Origin of the sequence: Shimia marina (genome assembly GCF_001458175.1) — a bacterium.
Lineage (GTDB): Bacteria > Pseudomonadota > Alphaproteobacteria > Rhodobacterales > Rhodobacteraceae > Shimia > Shimia marina.
The window spans coordinates 1-15,477 of record NZ_CYPW01000007.1; the positions used below are offsets into that span (position 1 = coordinate 1).

The following is a 15,477-nucleotide window of genomic DNA, read 5'->3' on the forward strand; positions in this document are numbered from 1 at the left end:
CGGATTGCAAATCCGTGTACACCGGTTCGATTCCGGTACTCGCCTCCATTTAAAATCAATCACTTACATCACTCCTTGCCGTGTTTGAGGCCCCGCGTTTACAGGGGCGTTTACATTTTTGTGTCTTGAGACAGTGATTTTGCTCGATTGAGCTTGCGCAGAACCGCATCGCTTTCGTCCGGACTAACCTGCGCATAATGCTCGATTACCTGCGCCGCGTAGCGAACCGACCAGCCCATCAGAACTGCGATTTGGCGCAAAGACAGATCGGCATTCAGCAATCTTGTCGCCGCCGTCCCGCGCGTGTCAGACAGAGTCTTCTCTCTGCCGTCGATCCATGGGGGTATCTGAGCTTCGCGCCGCCACTTGGTAATCTGGTTCGATGCCCAACGGGCCGTCAAAGGCCTGCCAAGCTCTGATACCAGCAGCACCTCTTGGCCTTCCGGCGTCTCTGCGATCAATTTCTCAAGGGCTGATGTGGCAGGGATATATGCGATCTGGCCCCGTTTACTGGTCCTGAAACGAAGGCGTTTGCCGTGCGGCGTATCTTCGAACTGGTCCATTTTGACCTGAACCAGATCAGCTGCCCGCAAACCGGTTTCGCATCCGGCGGTCAGGATCCTCTGCACCCATTTCGGTGCGTGCTTATTGAACTGAGCGATATCGCCGCTAGTCCAGATGATTTCTGTGCGGTTCGATTGGTAGAGCTTCTTGAGCTTGTGGCAGTGGTGCTCTTTCAGCTTCCCCTCTTCCACCGCCCAATTGAGGACGCGCGTCGCATGGGTGCCTGCCATATCGTGCTGCTTTGGCGAATGAAGCCACTTCTTGCGCCAATTATTAACCTCGCCCCGCGAGGCGCGCTCTTCGAACATCGCGACAGGATCGGCACCGAATTCTTCGCGAAACAGCTCCAGCCATTTGCGGATATCGGCCTTTGAACGCTCAGCCTTGGGCAAGGACGCACTGGACAGAAAATCGTCGACTAAGTGAGTCGTCAGATATTCAGCCGGGCTCACGGGCGTACCGCACTGCGAAAACGCATGGAAGAATTCGGGCTCTTTGGGGTTCGGGTCCGTCCCTTCCCAAAATTTGGGGCCACCCCGCCAAGCATAGAAATGGTAGCGAACACCGGACACGACCTTGCGCCGAACACGGTGGACGCCCTTGGGGAGATTACTTCTGGGCACGGCGCGCTCTCCGCTGTGCAACGAGGCTCGGTTGGGAAGTGGCCTCGCGTTCTGCCGCGCTGATGCCCTGAACAGCATCCAATCGCGCGCGGATGAGTTTCGGATCATACCACCCGCGCCGCCCTGGCACCGGAGCGATACCCGTCCTACGGCAGAAGTCATAGAAGGACGCGCTAGGCTCACTGTAGCCAAAGAGAAGCGCAAGCTCTGGGGTCGGAATCAGCTGGATATGGCTTGGGCTCATTTCTCAGCCCTCTCACCCACGGCTTCTTGCCGCGACATAGCTGCCCGCAAACAAGACACCACCTGAGCGCCCTGTGAGCGTAAGTTCCGCACAGCCTCCTCTTCGAGCCAGGCTTTCACGTCCGCTGGAAGGTTAAGTTTGAACTGGGTTGTCTTCATATTTACACCTCAACAAAAGGACATAAAATGTCCATATCATTGAGGACAAATATTGTCCATCATGGAATCATGAAAGAAGAAGCCTTGGTCCAATTCAAACTCTTGCTTCCTGCCGCGCTCAAGAAGCGTCTGGAAACGCATGCCACACTGAACCGGCGCAGCCTGTCTCAGGAAATCGTCGTCGCCCTTGAGGAGAAGTACCCGGCTGCAGAACCGGATGCGACGTCGGATCCAGCCGCACGATTGCTCTATTGGCTCGCCAAGCGCATCCGCCGAAGGAACCCGAAGCCCGGAACTCCCAGAGATAAGCAAGCCGCCCTGTATGAGCGCATTGCGGGCGATATCGCGGAACGTATGAAGGACATCGGCGAATAGCCTTAGTAGGCCACCCACTCATATCCATGGTTGCCTTCGTGATCTTCCCATTCGACACCAACGCCACGCCGCCAACTCGATGACGAACAGCGCCGCGACGGCAGAACCCATTGTGGGGCGGCGGCTGGTGTCGTGCGGTGCCAGCCGAATTCGCCCTGCGTGCCGTAGGTCCCGAGACGCATGTTGTAGCTCTCAGAGCAATCATCGTCGCGACCGCGCTCGCGATGGCTGTAGTACCGCACATCCCAGACGCGGATCGAGCGGACAAAATCAAATTCCAGACCGCTGATGTCGATATCGGCACCGCCTTCAGCCACCTGAGCCTGAATAACCTGGGCGAGTGTCTGACCATTGTGGTCGCTGACCTCCCAGAACTTCGGGGCCGTGCTTTGCAAAGGCGTGCGCTCAGAAACGCCCATAGGGCAGCGCCAGATTTGCAAAGGCGGCTCAATCGGCCAGGGCGTGATCCGGCGGATAAAAACTGCACGGGCATGGACACATTCTGCTGAAGCAGGCCACCCACCTGCCAGGCAAAGCAAAATGGCGCAGTCAACCTGATAGGCCTTAGCCGCCTGCGGGGCCACGGTTGAAAGTAAAGCCAAGCCAGCTCCGGCGGTCCAATTTCTGATAAGCCTGCACCACATATCATTAATTACCTTATGACTACATTACTGCATTATTGATACACTACATCCAACCCCGACTCTCACACCATATGCGAGCACAGTGTTTGTGATGTTCGCGCGCGTTTTGTGGAATATATTCCGTAGAGCGGTCCTTGTGATCTGGCCGAATAGAGGCCATGAAATTACGGGAACGAGTAGGGTTAAATGTCCGGAATCTAAGAAGTTCCAGAGGATTGAGCCAAGAACAGCTAGCTTTGGCCGCGAACATCGATCGCAGCTATATCAGCGAGATTGAACTCGCCAAGAATTCAGCATCGATCGATGTTCTGGAGCGGATCGCGGATGCTCTCGAGGTCGATCCCAAGGAATTGTTTAACGAGAGGGGCTAGTTTTGCCCAAACTTGAGAGTGTTCGCACGACGGCCGAAGCCATCGGCCGTATTTCATGCATCAAATCAGGTGAAGAAATCGGCCTTCTGTATCGCTGGGACAACGGCGAGACGCAGGCAGCGCTGTACGAAGACGGCCTCCCTACAGCACCCGACTGCTTAAATCGTACAGCTGAACCGGAAGTTGGCACAAAACGCGGCTAACGGCTCGACACTCCCCGATGTGAGCGGTGCTGCGTAAAGTTCGAAAGGCAGCAAATAGGAGTTCACGACTCGCAAACTGACCCTCTCAGAAGTATATTGTGGCAAATGATTGAACTTGGGGCAGATTATGCGGCTTTCAGAATTTTGTATCACGAATTATCGAAACATCATTAATTCCGGATGGATCAAGGCAACCGACGTGACGGCGATCGTCGGACAGAACGAAGCAGGGAAGAGCAATCTCTTTGAGGCGCTGTATTGTCTGCACTCCTACGTCGACACTCGGTATAACCCGGATGAGGACTGGCCGGTCGACGATTGGAAGGGCAAGAAAAATGCGGACGGAAAGCCCGTGGCCCAAGCATACTTTGAATTTGGTACAGGGGAAGCCGAAGCTCTGTTTGAGTTTGCCGCGGAAAAACAGACCGATGATGAAGGAAATGAGCTTCAAGCCGCAATCGATGAGCCTCCCGATGGGCTTCGTCTCTTCGCCCGCCGGAGCTATGGCCACCGTACTGGCTTTTACTTGCACGATCAGCAAGGCAACGTGATCCCTGCGGTTGATTTGAAGCTATCTAACGAAAAAGTATCCGAGTGGGCTGTTGAGCACGTCCCGCGCTTCGTCCTGATTCAGGACTATGAATTTTCCGGAGCACAGGTTGAGTTGAACGAGCTTAAGAGCCGACTGGACGCGGCGGGTGGCCGTAGCCATGAGCTCTCCGTTGACGACCAGACGATCCTGATTGTGCTGGACCTAGCTGAGATTGATCTCGATGACTTTGTTGAGAAAGGCGGTACCGCAGAGGGGCGAACCCTACGCCAGTTCGATAAGCGCGCCGCCTCTGCCTACCTGACACAACAGTTTCAGAAGTTGTGGAAGCAGAAGAAGGTCAAGTTCGATATTGATGTTGACGGTCCAACACTGAACATCTTCGCCGAGGACGAAGCGATTGGCTTTCCTGTGCGTCTAAATCGGCGTTCTACCGGATTCCGGTGGTATGTTTCTTTCGCTTGGAAGTTTACCCACGCCTCAGAGGGTGATTTCGAGAATTGCACGCTTCTACTGGAAGAGCCTGGCATCCACCTTCACTACAGTGGCCAACGTGACCTCTTGGGCGTTTTTGAAGACCTGTCATCTACGAACACAGTCATGTACACCACACATCTATCTTCGATGGTCGATCAAGCAAATCCCGAGCGGGTGCGCATCATCGAAACTGATGCCAACCACCATCTGCAGGTTACACATGGCGTTGTTAGCAGCCAATCGGCACCGATGGCTGTCATTGAAAGCGCTCTTGGCTTGACGCCCGATCTTTCTGGGATGCTCGGCAATCGTAAGGTGTTGATTGTAGAGGGTGGAACCGATGCCCTGATCCTTAGTAAACTCTCGGGTTTGCTTGCCAAAAGCGACAAGGTTGGATTGTCCGATCAGATATATTTATGGCCAGCTCAAACCTCGACCAAAGCACCAATGTACGCGGCGTTTGCGGTCGGCCAGCGGTGGGATGCCGGGGTTTTGCTCGACACTGATGATGCAGGCCACCAAGCGCGCGCGAAGATCAAAGATATGAACCTCAAAGCCTACGCCGATGAGACTGGACACGAGTTTCGGGTATTAATGCTTGGAGAAGCAGCTGGCGTGAAGAAAACAGATGTCGCGATTGAGGACCTATTTCCGGATGAATGGTTTCTCGATTGCGTTAATCGCGCCTATGGTCTGGCGCTAAAGCTGGAAGACCTTCCCGAAGACGGCTCGACACTGATTGCCAAGCGCGTGGAAATTGCCTTGAAGCAACGCCAAGGTCGAGATCTCAAAAAGAAGGATGTGCTAACTGAGATGCTGAGGGATTTCGACGGGTGGACGAAAATCAGTGACTTGCCGGAAGGCACCGCTGCCAATGCAGAACGCTTGTTCAAGAAGGTCAATGCTGCATTCGGGGTGGAGAGCTAGACTGTCTTTTCAGTTGCGAGCCGACAAGCGTTGGCGACCATCGTGGCAGAAATATTGAACGGGAGTTTTCTCTACGTGGGGAAGGGTTTCATTTCCTCACGCCGTCCAAAATCCCCAAAACGCGCGCATAGTCTCCACTGACCGCGCGCGCTTGCTCGAAGACCTCACGACGCTCCTGATCCAGACAACGGAAGTATCGTTCGACATCGGCAAAATAGGTCTCCGCATCGCGCCTCAACAAGTCAGCATATGCCTGCACGTCGCTGGCAGTGTTCGGCATCCAAGGCGGCGCAGGCGGCAGGCAAGTGCCCGCAATCGCGGCAGAACCCCAGCTCAGAACGACCATAACCGCCCATGTTTGTTTCAAAAGCGCCATATTATCTTGGCTCAGCCACTCCGTTGCAGTAAATTTGTTTCAACGCATGAAAGGCGCAATAACACAAATTGCACCCATTGATTGCAAGATTATAATATTGTATCGGTTCGGTAGTCCATGAGGGACTGCCGGGCCAATGCACAATTCTGCAAGGCTCGATCCTATGAATTTGATGCAAGACGCCCCTAATGTTGTCAGTGAAGACGGGCTGCGCACGCTGCTTGCCGAGGGTCATTCGGCGGATGTTGTGTGCCGGGTTACGCCCAAACGTACAGGTGCTCAGTGGTCCGGAGTTTGGACCGTGCATTGCGTCTCGCCAGATGGCGAGACGCGTCGCCTGCTTGTCACCGCGCGCAACAACATGGCAGCTCGGGAATTCAAGACAATCAATGGCTTATCCAGCTTCCTTGCTGGCCTTGGCGTTTCGATCGTTTCGATACCCATGCTCGAAGGCAAGGTTGCTTCGCACAACCTGTACGACGAAGGCTAAACTACTTGCCGTCCTCGCAGCATTTATTGCTGCCCCCGCCCATTCTGAAGGCTTCGTGCTTTCCATGCGGGCCGATGGCCAGCTGGAAACCAAATCCCCCCAATCAGGTTTTGCACAAAGCTATGTCGACGGGATTGGTGCAAACCCACCAGAGCTGATCGTATTCGCAGCGCCTGAACCTGAGGCGTCTTCACCTGCACCCGCCCGGGCAGTTCCCCGCCCCGAAATCCTCGCAGCTCTTGAAAGCACCGCGCATCGTTATGGCGCGCATCCTGCACTGCGCCGCGCAGGTCTGTCGGTGACGGAATGGCAGGCGCTGTTCCAGGCCAATATCGAAATCGAAAGCGCCTATCGCCCGAATGCGCGTAGTCCCGTAGGCGCGATTGGCCTCGGACAGTTGATGCCAGCGACGGCCGCGCAGCTCGGCGTGGATCCGCATAACTGGCAGGCCAATCTGGATGGCTCTGCCCGTTACCTTCTGATGATGTTGGCGCAGTTCGGCACGTCCGAACTCGCGCTCGCTGCCTATAACGCGGGGCCTGACGCGGTCGCGCGCTATGGCGGCATTCCTCCCTACCGAGAAACCCAAAATCACGTGCGCCGTGTCATGGCCGTGCGTGATCGACTGACTGGAGCCTCCTGATGCACATTCAATTCCGCACGATCTTGTCGCTGGCTCTGGCCAGTTTGATGATTGCCAACCCCGCCTTTGCGCAGAGCATCGACCTCTCGCCGGTGCAGAACCTTTTGCAGGGCATCGTCGACACAATCACCGGCCCCTTGGGCATTGTCATCGGCACGCTGGCTTTGATCGGTGTGTTCCTCTCCTGGCTCTTCGGAATCCTCGACTTCCGCCAAGCCCTCTGGGTGCTGGTTGCCATTGCAGGCATCGCTGCTGCGCCGACCATCGTGACCGCGATCTGGGGCGCGTAAACCCGGCATGGCAACGCAAACCCGCCTCTTCCTGGGCCTGATCCGGCCGCCAAAGCTTATCGGCTTGCCGATCATGTATGCCATGGTTTGGCTCTTCGGGTTTGTGCTGCTGTTTCTCTGGGTCCAGAGCTGGCCGGTGATCATCATCGCCGCTCTGGCCTATCCCGCGCTGTGGAAAGCCGCAGATTGGGATCCGGCCTTTCTTGAGGTGATGGTCACCGCGCTGCAGGAAACGCCGCCGACGCCAAACCGCAAGATCCATTCGGGGGACAGCTATGCTCCGTGATCCTTCGGATGATCTTGCCATGCTACCGGACTGGGCGCACAAAGAGCGCCAAATGGCCAGTATGCTGCCCTATGTCAGCTTGGTGAATGATGTGACAATCCGCACGCGCGGCAATGCTCTGTTCCAGTGCATCCGCCTTGATGGCGTCAACAGCATGACCAGCGATGACGCGCATCTGGAGAAGAGCCGCGCGCTCTTCGCGGCGATCATCGCGCAGATCGGGCCGGAGTACAGTTTCTACGTGCACAAGGTTTCAAAAGCGATCGAGACTGCTTTGCCACCGGTTCGCGAGGAAGGGTTTGCGCAAGCGCTGGACACCCGCTGGCAACTGGCCATGGCGCAGGCGGGTCTGCGGGACAAAACGCTTACGCTGACAGTGCTGAAACGTCCTCCCCTCGGCGTGCGGCTGCGCCTAAAACGTTCAGACTCAATCGCACAGATGAAGGACCAGACAGCCAAAGAGCTGCGCAAGCTCGAAGAGGTCGTCGGGTTTCTCAAATCGTCCTTTGCAGAGATGAACCCCCGGCTGCTCGGCGCTGAATGCGGCGAGCTACTCGGGTTCCTCGGGGCACTCAACATCGGCCAAGAGCGACCACTCTTCGCAAAATCCCGCTTTGGCGTCATTGCCGAAGATGTGGCCAACACCCGCGTCACGTTTCAGGGGCGAGGCTTTATGCTCGACGATGGAACGGCGGGCAAGCGGTTTGGTACGAGCTTTGCGATCAAGACCTACCCGGCCAAAACCAGCTGCACCATGTTCGATGAGCTAAACCTGCCGGTCGACATGGTCGTCACGCATTCCTTCACGCCGATCAACAGCAACATCATGGCCAGCCGGATCAAGCGCCAACAGCGCTTGATGAAGGCCAGTGATGATGGCGCGATTTCTCTTGCTGAAGAACTGGTCGACGCGCTGGACGATCTTGAATCCAAGCGCCTCAGCTTTGGCGATCATCACATGACGGTTACGGTTTTCGCCGAGACCGAAGAAAAGCTGGAAACCATCGCCGCCGAGGTGCGCAACATTGCCGCCAGTGAAGGCGTCAATCTGGTGCACGAGAGCTTCGCCGCGCGCACCCACTATTTTGCGCAGCATCCGGGCAATGGGCAGATGCGCAGCCGCAAGGCCGCCATCACAAATACGAACTTTGCCGACCTCGCAGCACTGCATCGCGGCCAGCTGGGCAAACCCGGACACAAAGTGCCTTGGGGTAAGCCGATTACCCTGTTCCCAACGCCTGAACGCTCGGGCTTCCTGTTCAACTACCATGAGACGGGTCAGCCGGACAAAGAGCCGACCGGCGGACACACCTTGATCCTCGGCCGCCCTGGCTCTGGAAAATCGGTTTTGTCGGCCTTCCTTATGACCCAAGCCCGGCGCTGCGACGCGCGCGTGTTTGTCTTTGACTATCGCGCAGGCATGGAAATGGCGGTGCGCGCCAATCGCGGGCGCTACAGCGCCATCAAGGCGGGTGAAACGACGGGCCTGAACCCGCTGCGCACCGAAATCGACGGACGCGGCCAAGCCTGGCTCTCCGATTGGCTGGCGACACTGCTGCATCGCACCGACAAACCCCTGAGCCCGGTTCAGATCAACCGAATCCAAGAGGTGGTGCGCCAGAACGCCGGTGCGACCGATGCCGCCCTGCGCAACTGGCAGGATTTGTCCTCGCTCTTTGTGGCCGGGGCAGATGAAGGGGATCTGTTCGAACGGATTCAGGAATGGACCGCTGATGGCCGCTACGGTTGGATTTTCGGGCAAAGCTCTGAGGATACCTTCTCGCTCGATGGTGATTTCGTGGGATTCGATCTGACCGGCATTCTCGACAGCGAAAGCGAGAAGGAACGCATGGCGGTCCTTTCCTACCTGTTTCGGCGGGTGGAGCGCGTGATCGAAGATCGCAAACCGACGTTGATCATCATCGATGAGGCCTGGAAGGCGCTGGATAACCCATATTTCGCAGACCGGCTCAGCAACTGGCTTGTGACCGCCCGTAAACAGAACGCGGTTGTCGTGATGATGACCCAATACGCAAGCCAGCTTGAAAAGACCCGCACCGGCAAAACGATTGTCGAGGCTGTGCCAACGCAGCTCCTGCTTCCCAACATACGCGCCTCGGCCAGCGATTACACCATGCTGGGCCTCACTGAAAAAGAGCTTAGCGTTTTGCTTGGCACAGGCAGCAACTCCCGGCTGGCGCTAGTGCGCGATGATCAAGGCTCGGTGGTGGTCGACGCCAATTTGAGTGCGCTTGGCCCTTACCTCACGATCCTTGGCGGCATGGAAAAAGGCGAAGCGCTGGTTGGCGCGGATTATCGCCAGAACCCCGATTTTTGGAGACAGATCGATGCCTAGACTTTGCGTGCTGACCCTCACCCTTTTGACCCTGACAGCCTGCGCGGAATACCGGCCGTCCGAAGCTGACTGCTTCAACTCTTTCGCCGAGGTCAGCCGCAGCAACTGCAATTTCGAGCTGCTCGGGCCCATTGGTTCGCTGCATGAATAGCCTCCGCCCGCATATCCTTGCGGGTCTGCTGTGGCTCAACGCGCCAATGACCTTCGCCCAAGGCGTGCCGACCTTTGATGCGGGCATGTTCTTGCAGCGCGAGCGCGTGTTGCAGCAGGGCGAGCAGGATCTGGCGCTGCAACGGGATCGGCTGTCCAAAGAAGAAGAGCTTGAAGAGCTCGAACAAGAACAACTCCAAGCGCTGGAAGACATTCTCGATGCCTCGACGCTTGCCAGCGGGAACTCAGGCGCACTGGTCGCAAGCCTGGAAGCTGGTTCATCGCCTGAAAGCGCCGCAGACACGCTCTATGGTTCGATCGACCCGAACCCAGGCGCAGCCCAGATGTTCGGCGATGCGTCCGGCTCGATCGAACAGCTGATCATTCGCGCTTCTCAAGAAACGCACCAAATGTCCGGCGTGCGCGCTGCCGGTCTGTCGCCCAAGCAATGGCGCTGCCTGTTGCAAGCGCTGATCTGGCAAGAAAGCCGCTTCACCATCGGCGCGCGTTCACCGGTTGGTGCGTTTGGCCTGACCCAGATCATGCCCGGCACAGCACAAGATCTCGGGATCTACCCGGCCTATTATGAAAATCCCTACATCCAGGTCACAGGCGGCGCGCGCTATCTGGCGCAGATGCTGGCCATGTTTGACGGCAACATCATTCACGGGCTCGCCGCCTACAATGCCGGTCCCGGCAATGTGCAGCGCTACGGTGGCGTGCCACCCTTTGCAGAGACCCAGCACTACGTTCAGGTGATCCCCGAGCGCTACAATCTCTACCTTGCACGCGTCGGCGGCGTTGACGCACTCGGCACCATCGATCCCGTCTTGCTCGCAAACTCGACCATGAGCCTGACCTCTTTCGGCGCAGGGGTCTATGGCGACTATTCCATGGTCTCGGTGCAAGCGGCCGCACTGCGCGTGCAGGACATCATCACCCGTATCGGCGAAACCGACGACATTCACGCGGCCATGTCGCTCAACACCTACGCGCGGGCCGAGCTCGCCCGCCTGATCGCAATTCGCACGCGCCTCAAGGCCGCCCATACCCGTCCGCTTGGCGCGGCAGAGCTGGCCATGGCGGCCGCACAGGCTCGCGAACAAGACTTCATGCAATTCGATCTGGAGGTACTCCGATGATCCGCTTTCTTTCTGCCATTTCCACTTGCGCGCTGTTGGTTGCCTCACCCGTATCTGCCCAAGGCGTTCCCACGGTCGACACGCGCAATATCGCCCAGGAAATTCGCCAGCTGCAGCAGATGCTGGAGGATTTCGGAATCCAGACCGACCAGCTCGACACGCTTCTCGAACAGCTCGACTTGGTGCAGCAGCAACTCGACACGCTCAATGAGACCTACGCCGCGCTGACCGGCGCGACAGACATCATCGAGATGGCCATGGGTGGTGATCTCGACGGGCTTCTCGATCAGGAATTCGGCGACCTCCTTGGCACCATTCGGCACATCCAAAGCGGCGATTTCAGCGGCCTAATCGGCAATGCAGCCCCTCAGATGGAAGGACGCATGACGCAGGCTTTGGAAGATGCGGGCTTTGACCAAGACAGCCTTTCCGACATGGCCAACAGCGGCAATCCTGGGGCGGAGCGCATTGCCAGCCAGGCAGGCACTGGGGCTGTGATGTCGGCGGCCGCAGAAAACAGCTATGAAGAGGCCGCGCAATCCCTTGAACGGGTCGAACAGCTGGTCTCACTGATCCCGGACATGGAAACGCTCAAGGAAGCCGTCGATCACAACACCCGCGTCACGGCAGAATTGGCCATTGCCATGACGCGCATGTGGGAGCTTGAAGCCATCCAGACCGTTGGCGCGGGCCAATCCGGCGTGGTGGATGCCGCCACGCTGGCCGAAGAGCGCCGCTACATGGACTTCACCCTGCCAGACCTGCGCGCGGACTGACCCCATGACCAGTGAGGCAGAAATCATCGAAGAGGAGCTCGTCTACGGCGCAAGACGGCGCGAGCTCATGTGGCAGAAGCTGGGGCTGACAGGCATGGCGTTTGGCATGGCAGGTTGCCTCGCCGCCGCCCTCGTTGCCCTATTCGACGTGGACCCGCCGCCCATGATCGTACCCTTTGATAGCGAAACCGGCATGGCCCTCCCCAATGCCATGGTTGAAGCGGTCTCACTCACGGAACGCCCCGCTATCATCGAGGCACAGGTCTACCGCTATGTGATTGATCGAGAGACCTACAATCAGCTCGACAATGACGTGCGCGTGCGGCGGGTCCTGGACCAGTCGGACAGCGCAGCCGCCGCAGGGTTGCGGGCGCTTTGGACAAGCGGCCATGAGGCCTATCCGCCGGATAGCTACGGCACAGATGCCCGTCTTGATGTCGAGGTTCTATCGATCACCCATATCAGCGCCAATCGTGCCCAGGTGCGCCTGCGCAAGCGGCTCAATTCACCGCGCGGCGCGCAAAATGGCCTCTTCACCGCAACGCTGATGTTTGAGTTTCGGCCCGAGAATAGCCGGTCAATCGACGATGTCTGGCAGAACCCTTTCGGCTTCACCGTCACAGAATACGCGATCCGCTCGGATCGTTTGGAGTAACCAATGCGCCGCCTGTTCCTGATCCTCGCCTTCCTAATTCCGCTTGCTGGCACCGCCTATGCAGAAACCCAGCCGCGCCAAGGCCGCTATGATGCCCGCGTCCGGCTGGCCACCTATCAGGATGGACAGGTCTACCGCATCCGCACCAGCCTGACCCATGTGACCAGCATTGAATTTGGCCAAGGCGAGACTATCCGCTCGATCATTGCGGGCGATACCGAAGGCTTCCTTCTGGACGGCGTTCCCGGTGGCCAGGCCTTCGCGATCAAGCCCGTCACACGCGGCGCTCATACCAACATCACCGTCTACACAAACCGGCGCAGTTACTATTTCAACGTGACCGAGGCGAGTTCACCAACGTTCTATGTCATTCGCTTCACCTATCCGGAGGCTGCCCCTCGGCAATCGCGTGTGGCAACAAACCAACCAGCAAACCACGCCTACGGCGTCAGCGCACGGTCCGAGATCACCCCGCGCGAAATCTGGGACGACGGCACATTCACCTATTTCCGCTTTGCCGCAAACGCGCCGCTGCCAGCGATCTTTCGCTGGTCGGCGGGCAATGAGCGCAGCGTGAATGCGCTCGCGCGGCCAGACGGCGTGATCCGCGTGTCAGGTGTCAGCGATCGATGGGTTCTCAGGCTCGGTGAGGACGAGATCTGCGTCCAAGAGATGAGCGAGGCAAACCGCGATGAGTGAAACAGCTGAGCTTACGAAACGCCTCGAAGCGCTTGAAGGCAAACCACAAAACCGAAAACCTCGACCTTCATTTTTCGTTATCGCCCTGGGCATTGGGGCAATCGCCGCCCTTGGCGGTCTATTGCTGTTGTTCTCTGGCGGCTCTGATCCCGATAGCCTGAAAACCGCGTCCCCAGATGAATTCCAAGCGGCCGGTCCGGGGTTTGGCGACCTTGAGCCAACCCCTGCACCGATAGAGACATCACCACCGCCGGAGCCGGAACCAGACAGCGAAACAGAAGAGCTGCGCGCGCAAATGGACGCCATGCGGCGCGAGCTCGAAGCCATGCGCAACGCACCTGCACCTGAAGCCCCAACTGTCGACCTCGAGGCACTGGATACCTTGGGCGCAGAAATCGACGCCCTGCGCAGCGAAGCAGCTGCAACGCAAACCGCCTTGCGCGAAGAACTGGAAGAACGTGCGCGGCAAATCCAGCGCCTGCAGAACGATCTTGAGCTTGCACGCCTGGAAGCCCCGCGCTCGCCTGCACCAACCGGCCCTACCGCCGAGGAGCTCCGCCTTCAGGAGCTCGAACGGCGACGGCAAGCCGAACTTGAGGAACTGCAAGCGCGTATTGCCAGCCCGATCATCGCCTTTGGCGGTACCGGTGGCAGCAATGAAACCGCCGCGCAGCAGCGTCGACTTGATGGCGACACAGACTTTGTCCGCAACGGCGCTGAACCCGCTGAGGTGACGCAGGCCCAGTTGATCGTGAACCCGTCGAACACGGTCGTTCAGGGCACGATGATCCAAGCCGTATTGGAGACAGCAATCGACAGCTCATTGGCCGGTCAGGTCCGCGCGATGGTATCGGAAGATGTCCATGCCTATGACGGCTCGCGGATCCTGATCCCGCGCGGCGCGCGTCTCATCGGGCGGTATCAATCTGGTCTCGATATTGCGCAGCGACGCGTGACCATCGCCTGGGACCGGATCATTCTACCCAGCAACCAGACCGTCGAGATCAGCGCTTTCGGTGGTGACGAACTGGGACGCTCCGGCACGACCGGTTTCGTCGACAGCCGCTTTGGCACGCGGTTCGGGTCAGCCGCCCTTATATCGCTGATCGGAGCCTTGCCCGCCGTAGCCGCCCAAAACACCGAAGATGAGATCACCTCAGATGTGCTCGAGGGCATTGGCGAAGACCTTCAGGACAGCGCGCAAAGCGTGATCGGTGAATATCTCTCCGTCTCTCCCGTGATCTTTGTCGATCAAGGTGCCCGCGTCACCGTGATGGTCGACCGCGATCTGGAGATTTTCTGACCATGGCGGCCAGCTATCTGCAAAGCTCGATGGACAAGATCCCCGAGGCGCGTGATCCAAAGCTGATCGAGCTTTGCATCAACCCCGACGGCACGTTGTGGGCGGAGTTTCAGGGTGATCACTTCATGCGGCGTGTCGATCGACAGCTCTCGGCGAATGAGATCAAGGACCTGGGGAATCAGATTGCCTCCGCCGCGAACACCACGCTCAGCCGAACGAAGCCCATCGTCTCGGTCAGCATTACCTATCGCGACCGCCCCATTCGCGCGCAAGTCATCCAGCCCCCCGCCGTTGATGGCGGTTACGCGATTTCTCTGCGGTTCTTCACGGACCTGCCATTGGACCAGATCAAACTGTCCTTTCTCTTCGGCAAAGAACGCAGCAACGAGGGGGCAAGGCGCAAGCGCAATGCCGAGCTGCGCGATGTCGTGGCCTCCGGCGACATAGACGCCGCGATCAAGTTCTGTGTGACGCACAAGCTCAACATGATCGTCTCGGGCGGAACCTCCACCGGCAAGACCGTCACGGCGCGAAAAATCCTCTCCTTCGTGCCCGCCGACGAGCGCATCATCACGATCGAAGAAGCCGCCGAGTTGCGTCCGGCGCAGCCTAATGTCGTCACGCTGATGTCTGATCGCGATGAAGCCACGCGCAGCGCTGATGTCCTGCTGACCTCTACCCTGCGCATGCGGCCGGACCGGATTGTCTTAGGCGAAGTACGCGGCAAGGAGGCCATGACCTTCCTTGAGGCTATTAACACCGGCCATGGTGGCTCACTCACTACGCTCCATGCTGAAACCCCTCAGCTGGCGGTTCAGCGTCTCGCCATCGCCGCCCTGAAAACCGACGTGCCTATGACCTACCAGGACATGAACGACTACATCACGCGCTCGATCGATGTGATCATCCAAGCCGGTCGCCATGAAGGCGCACGCGGCATCACCGAATTCTACCTGCCGGTTGATCCGGCCCATTCAAAGGAAACAGCCCATGTTTGAATACAAGATTGAACAGATCAACACCGCCAAAACCAAGCCACCGAAGATCGAAGCGCAGCTGACCGCTCTTGGCCAAGACGGCTGGGAGCTGGTCTCAGTGGTACCGGATTTCGACGGCGAACACATCCTGAAGGCCTTCTTGAAGCGGCGCACCGGCGCGAGCGCCCAAACCTAACC

The 15,477-nt window shown here is 58.1% G+C and carries 19 protein-coding genes; 16 read left to right on the top strand and 3 right to left on the bottom strand.

The window, feature by feature from the left end:
* Positions 1 to 110 precede the first annotated feature (110 nt).
* A complete protein-coding gene (locus tag SHM7688_RS05435) occupies positions 111 to 1,187 on the bottom strand; it encodes a tyrosine-type recombinase/integrase (protein ID WP_083498964.1) in 1,077 nt (358 codons plus the stop codon).
* A gap of 486 nt (positions 1,188 to 1,673) precedes the next feature.
* Between SHM7688_RS05435 and SHM7688_RS05445 the strand changes: the two genes are divergently transcribed.
* A complete protein-coding gene (locus SHM7688_RS05445; protein WP_233486592.1) occupies positions 1,674 to 1,964 on the top strand; it encodes a hypothetical protein in 291 nt (96 codons plus the stop codon).
* 2 nt (positions 1,965 to 1,966) lie between these two features.
* On the opposite strand, the gene SHM7688_RS20215 is transcribed toward SHM7688_RS05445, so the two are convergent.
* Positions 1,967 to 2,608: a hypothetical protein gene (locus tag SHM7688_RS20215; protein ID WP_058239029.1), complete on the bottom strand. Its 642-nt coding sequence runs from the start codon at positions 2,606 to 2,608 to the stop codon at positions 1,967 to 1,969.
* A 158-nt stretch (positions 2,609 to 2,766) separates the two neighbouring features.
* Between SHM7688_RS20215 and SHM7688_RS05455 the strand changes: the two genes are divergently transcribed.
* The 3 genes from SHM7688_RS05455 (at position 2,767) to SHM7688_RS05465 (ending at position 5,136) form a co-directional block, all read left to right on the top strand.
* Positions 2,767 to 2,979, top strand: coding sequence for a helix-turn-helix domain-containing protein (locus SHM7688_RS05455; RefSeq protein ID WP_058239030.1), 213 nt, complete (start codon positions 2,767 to 2,769; stop codon positions 2,977 to 2,979).
* Between the two features lie 2 nt (positions 2,980 to 2,981).
* Entirely contained in the window at positions 2,982 to 3,182 is a 201-nt protein-coding gene (locus tag SHM7688_RS05460) for a hypothetical protein (protein WP_058239031.1), read from the top strand.
* Between the two features lie 127 nt (positions 3,183 to 3,309).
* A complete protein-coding gene (locus SHM7688_RS05465) occupies positions 3,310 to 5,136 on the top strand; it encodes an ATP-dependent nuclease (protein WP_058239063.1) in 1,827 nt (608 codons plus the stop codon).
* 88 nt (positions 5,137 to 5,224) lie between these two features.
* Here SHM7688_RS05465 and SHM7688_RS05470 read toward each other — a convergent pair whose 3' ends face one another.
* Entirely contained in the window at positions 5,225 to 5,512 is a 288-nt protein-coding gene (locus tag SHM7688_RS05470; protein ID WP_223229288.1) for a hypothetical protein, read from the bottom strand.
* Between the two features lie 163 nt (positions 5,513 to 5,675).
* On the opposite strand from SHM7688_RS05470, the gene SHM7688_RS05475 reads away from it, so the two are divergent.
* From SHM7688_RS05475 to SHM7688_RS05530, 12 genes are all read left to right on the top strand, one after another.
* Complete coding sequence (locus SHM7688_RS05475; RefSeq protein WP_058239032.1) at positions 5,676 to 6,002, top strand: hypothetical protein; 327 nt, start codon at positions 5,676 to 5,678, stop codon at positions 6,000 to 6,002.
* A gap of 64 nt (positions 6,003 to 6,066) precedes the next feature.
* Complete coding sequence (locus tag SHM7688_RS05480; protein ID WP_058239033.1) at positions 6,067 to 6,645, top strand: lytic transglycosylase domain-containing protein; 579 nt, start codon at positions 6,067 to 6,069, stop codon at positions 6,643 to 6,645.
* A complete protein-coding gene (locus SHM7688_RS05485; RefSeq protein ID WP_025060020.1) occupies positions 6,645 to 6,935 on the top strand; it encodes a TrbC/VirB2 family type IV secretion system protein in 291 nt (96 codons plus the stop codon). Before SHM7688_RS05480 ends, SHM7688_RS05485 begins: the two co-directional genes overlap by 1 nt.
* Before the next feature lie 7 nt (positions 6,936 to 6,942).
* Positions 6,943 to 7,221 (top strand): VirB3 family type IV secretion system protein, encoded by a 279-nt coding sequence (locus SHM7688_RS05490; protein ID WP_024096577.1) that lies wholly within the window; start codon positions 6,943 to 6,945, stop codon positions 7,219 to 7,221.
* Positions 7,211 to 9,577, top strand: a complete 2,367-nt coding sequence (locus SHM7688_RS05495) for a VirB4 family type IV secretion/conjugal transfer ATPase (RefSeq protein ID WP_058239034.1) — start codon at positions 7,211 to 7,213, stop codon at positions 9,575 to 9,577. Before SHM7688_RS05490 ends, SHM7688_RS05495 begins: the two co-directional genes overlap by 11 nt.
* A gap of 143 nt (positions 9,578 to 9,720) precedes the next feature.
* The gene (locus SHM7688_RS05500; protein WP_058239035.1) at positions 9,721 to 10,869 is read left to right on the top strand and encodes a lytic transglycosylase domain-containing protein; all 1,149 of its coding nucleotides are present in this window, start codon (positions 9,721 to 9,723) and stop codon (positions 10,867 to 10,869) included.
* The gene (locus SHM7688_RS05505; protein WP_058239036.1) at positions 10,866 to 11,645 is read left to right on the top strand and encodes a type IV secretion system protein; all 780 of its coding nucleotides are present in this window, start codon (positions 10,866 to 10,868) and stop codon (positions 11,643 to 11,645) included. Before SHM7688_RS05500 ends, SHM7688_RS05505 begins: the two co-directional genes overlap by 4 nt.
* A 4-nt stretch (positions 11,646 to 11,649) precedes the next feature.
* Positions 11,650 to 12,300 carry a VirB8 family type IV secretion system protein gene (locus SHM7688_RS05510; RefSeq protein ID WP_058239037.1) on the top strand — a complete coding sequence of 217 codons (651 nt, stop codon included), beginning with the start codon at positions 11,650 to 11,652 and terminating at the stop codon, positions 12,298 to 12,300.
* Positions 12,301 to 12,303: 3 nt separating this feature from the next.
* Positions 12,304 to 12,999 carry a TrbG/VirB9 family P-type conjugative transfer protein gene (locus SHM7688_RS05515; protein WP_058239038.1) on the top strand — a complete coding sequence of 232 codons (696 nt, stop codon included), beginning with the start codon at positions 12,304 to 12,306 and terminating at the stop codon, positions 12,997 to 12,999.
* Positions 12,992 to 14,302 (top strand): TraB/TrbI/VirB10 family type IV secretion system protein, encoded by a 1,311-nt coding sequence (locus SHM7688_RS05520; protein WP_058239039.1) that lies wholly within the window; start codon positions 12,992 to 12,994, stop codon positions 14,300 to 14,302. The genes SHM7688_RS05515 and SHM7688_RS05520 overlap by 8 nt, the downstream gene beginning before the upstream one ends.
* Positions 14,303 to 14,304: 2 nt before the next feature.
* On the top strand, positions 14,305 to 15,300 hold the full coding sequence (locus SHM7688_RS05525; RefSeq protein WP_058239040.1) for an ATPase, T2SS/T4P/T4SS family: 996 nt from the start codon (positions 14,305 to 14,307) through the stop codon (positions 15,298 to 15,300).
* On the top strand, positions 15,293 to 15,475 hold the full coding sequence (locus tag SHM7688_RS05530) for a DUF4177 domain-containing protein (protein WP_058239041.1): 183 nt from the start codon (positions 15,293 to 15,295) through the stop codon (positions 15,473 to 15,475). Before SHM7688_RS05525 ends, SHM7688_RS05530 begins: the two co-directional genes overlap by 8 nt.
* The last annotated feature ends 2 nt before the right edge of the window (positions 15,476 to 15,477 follow it).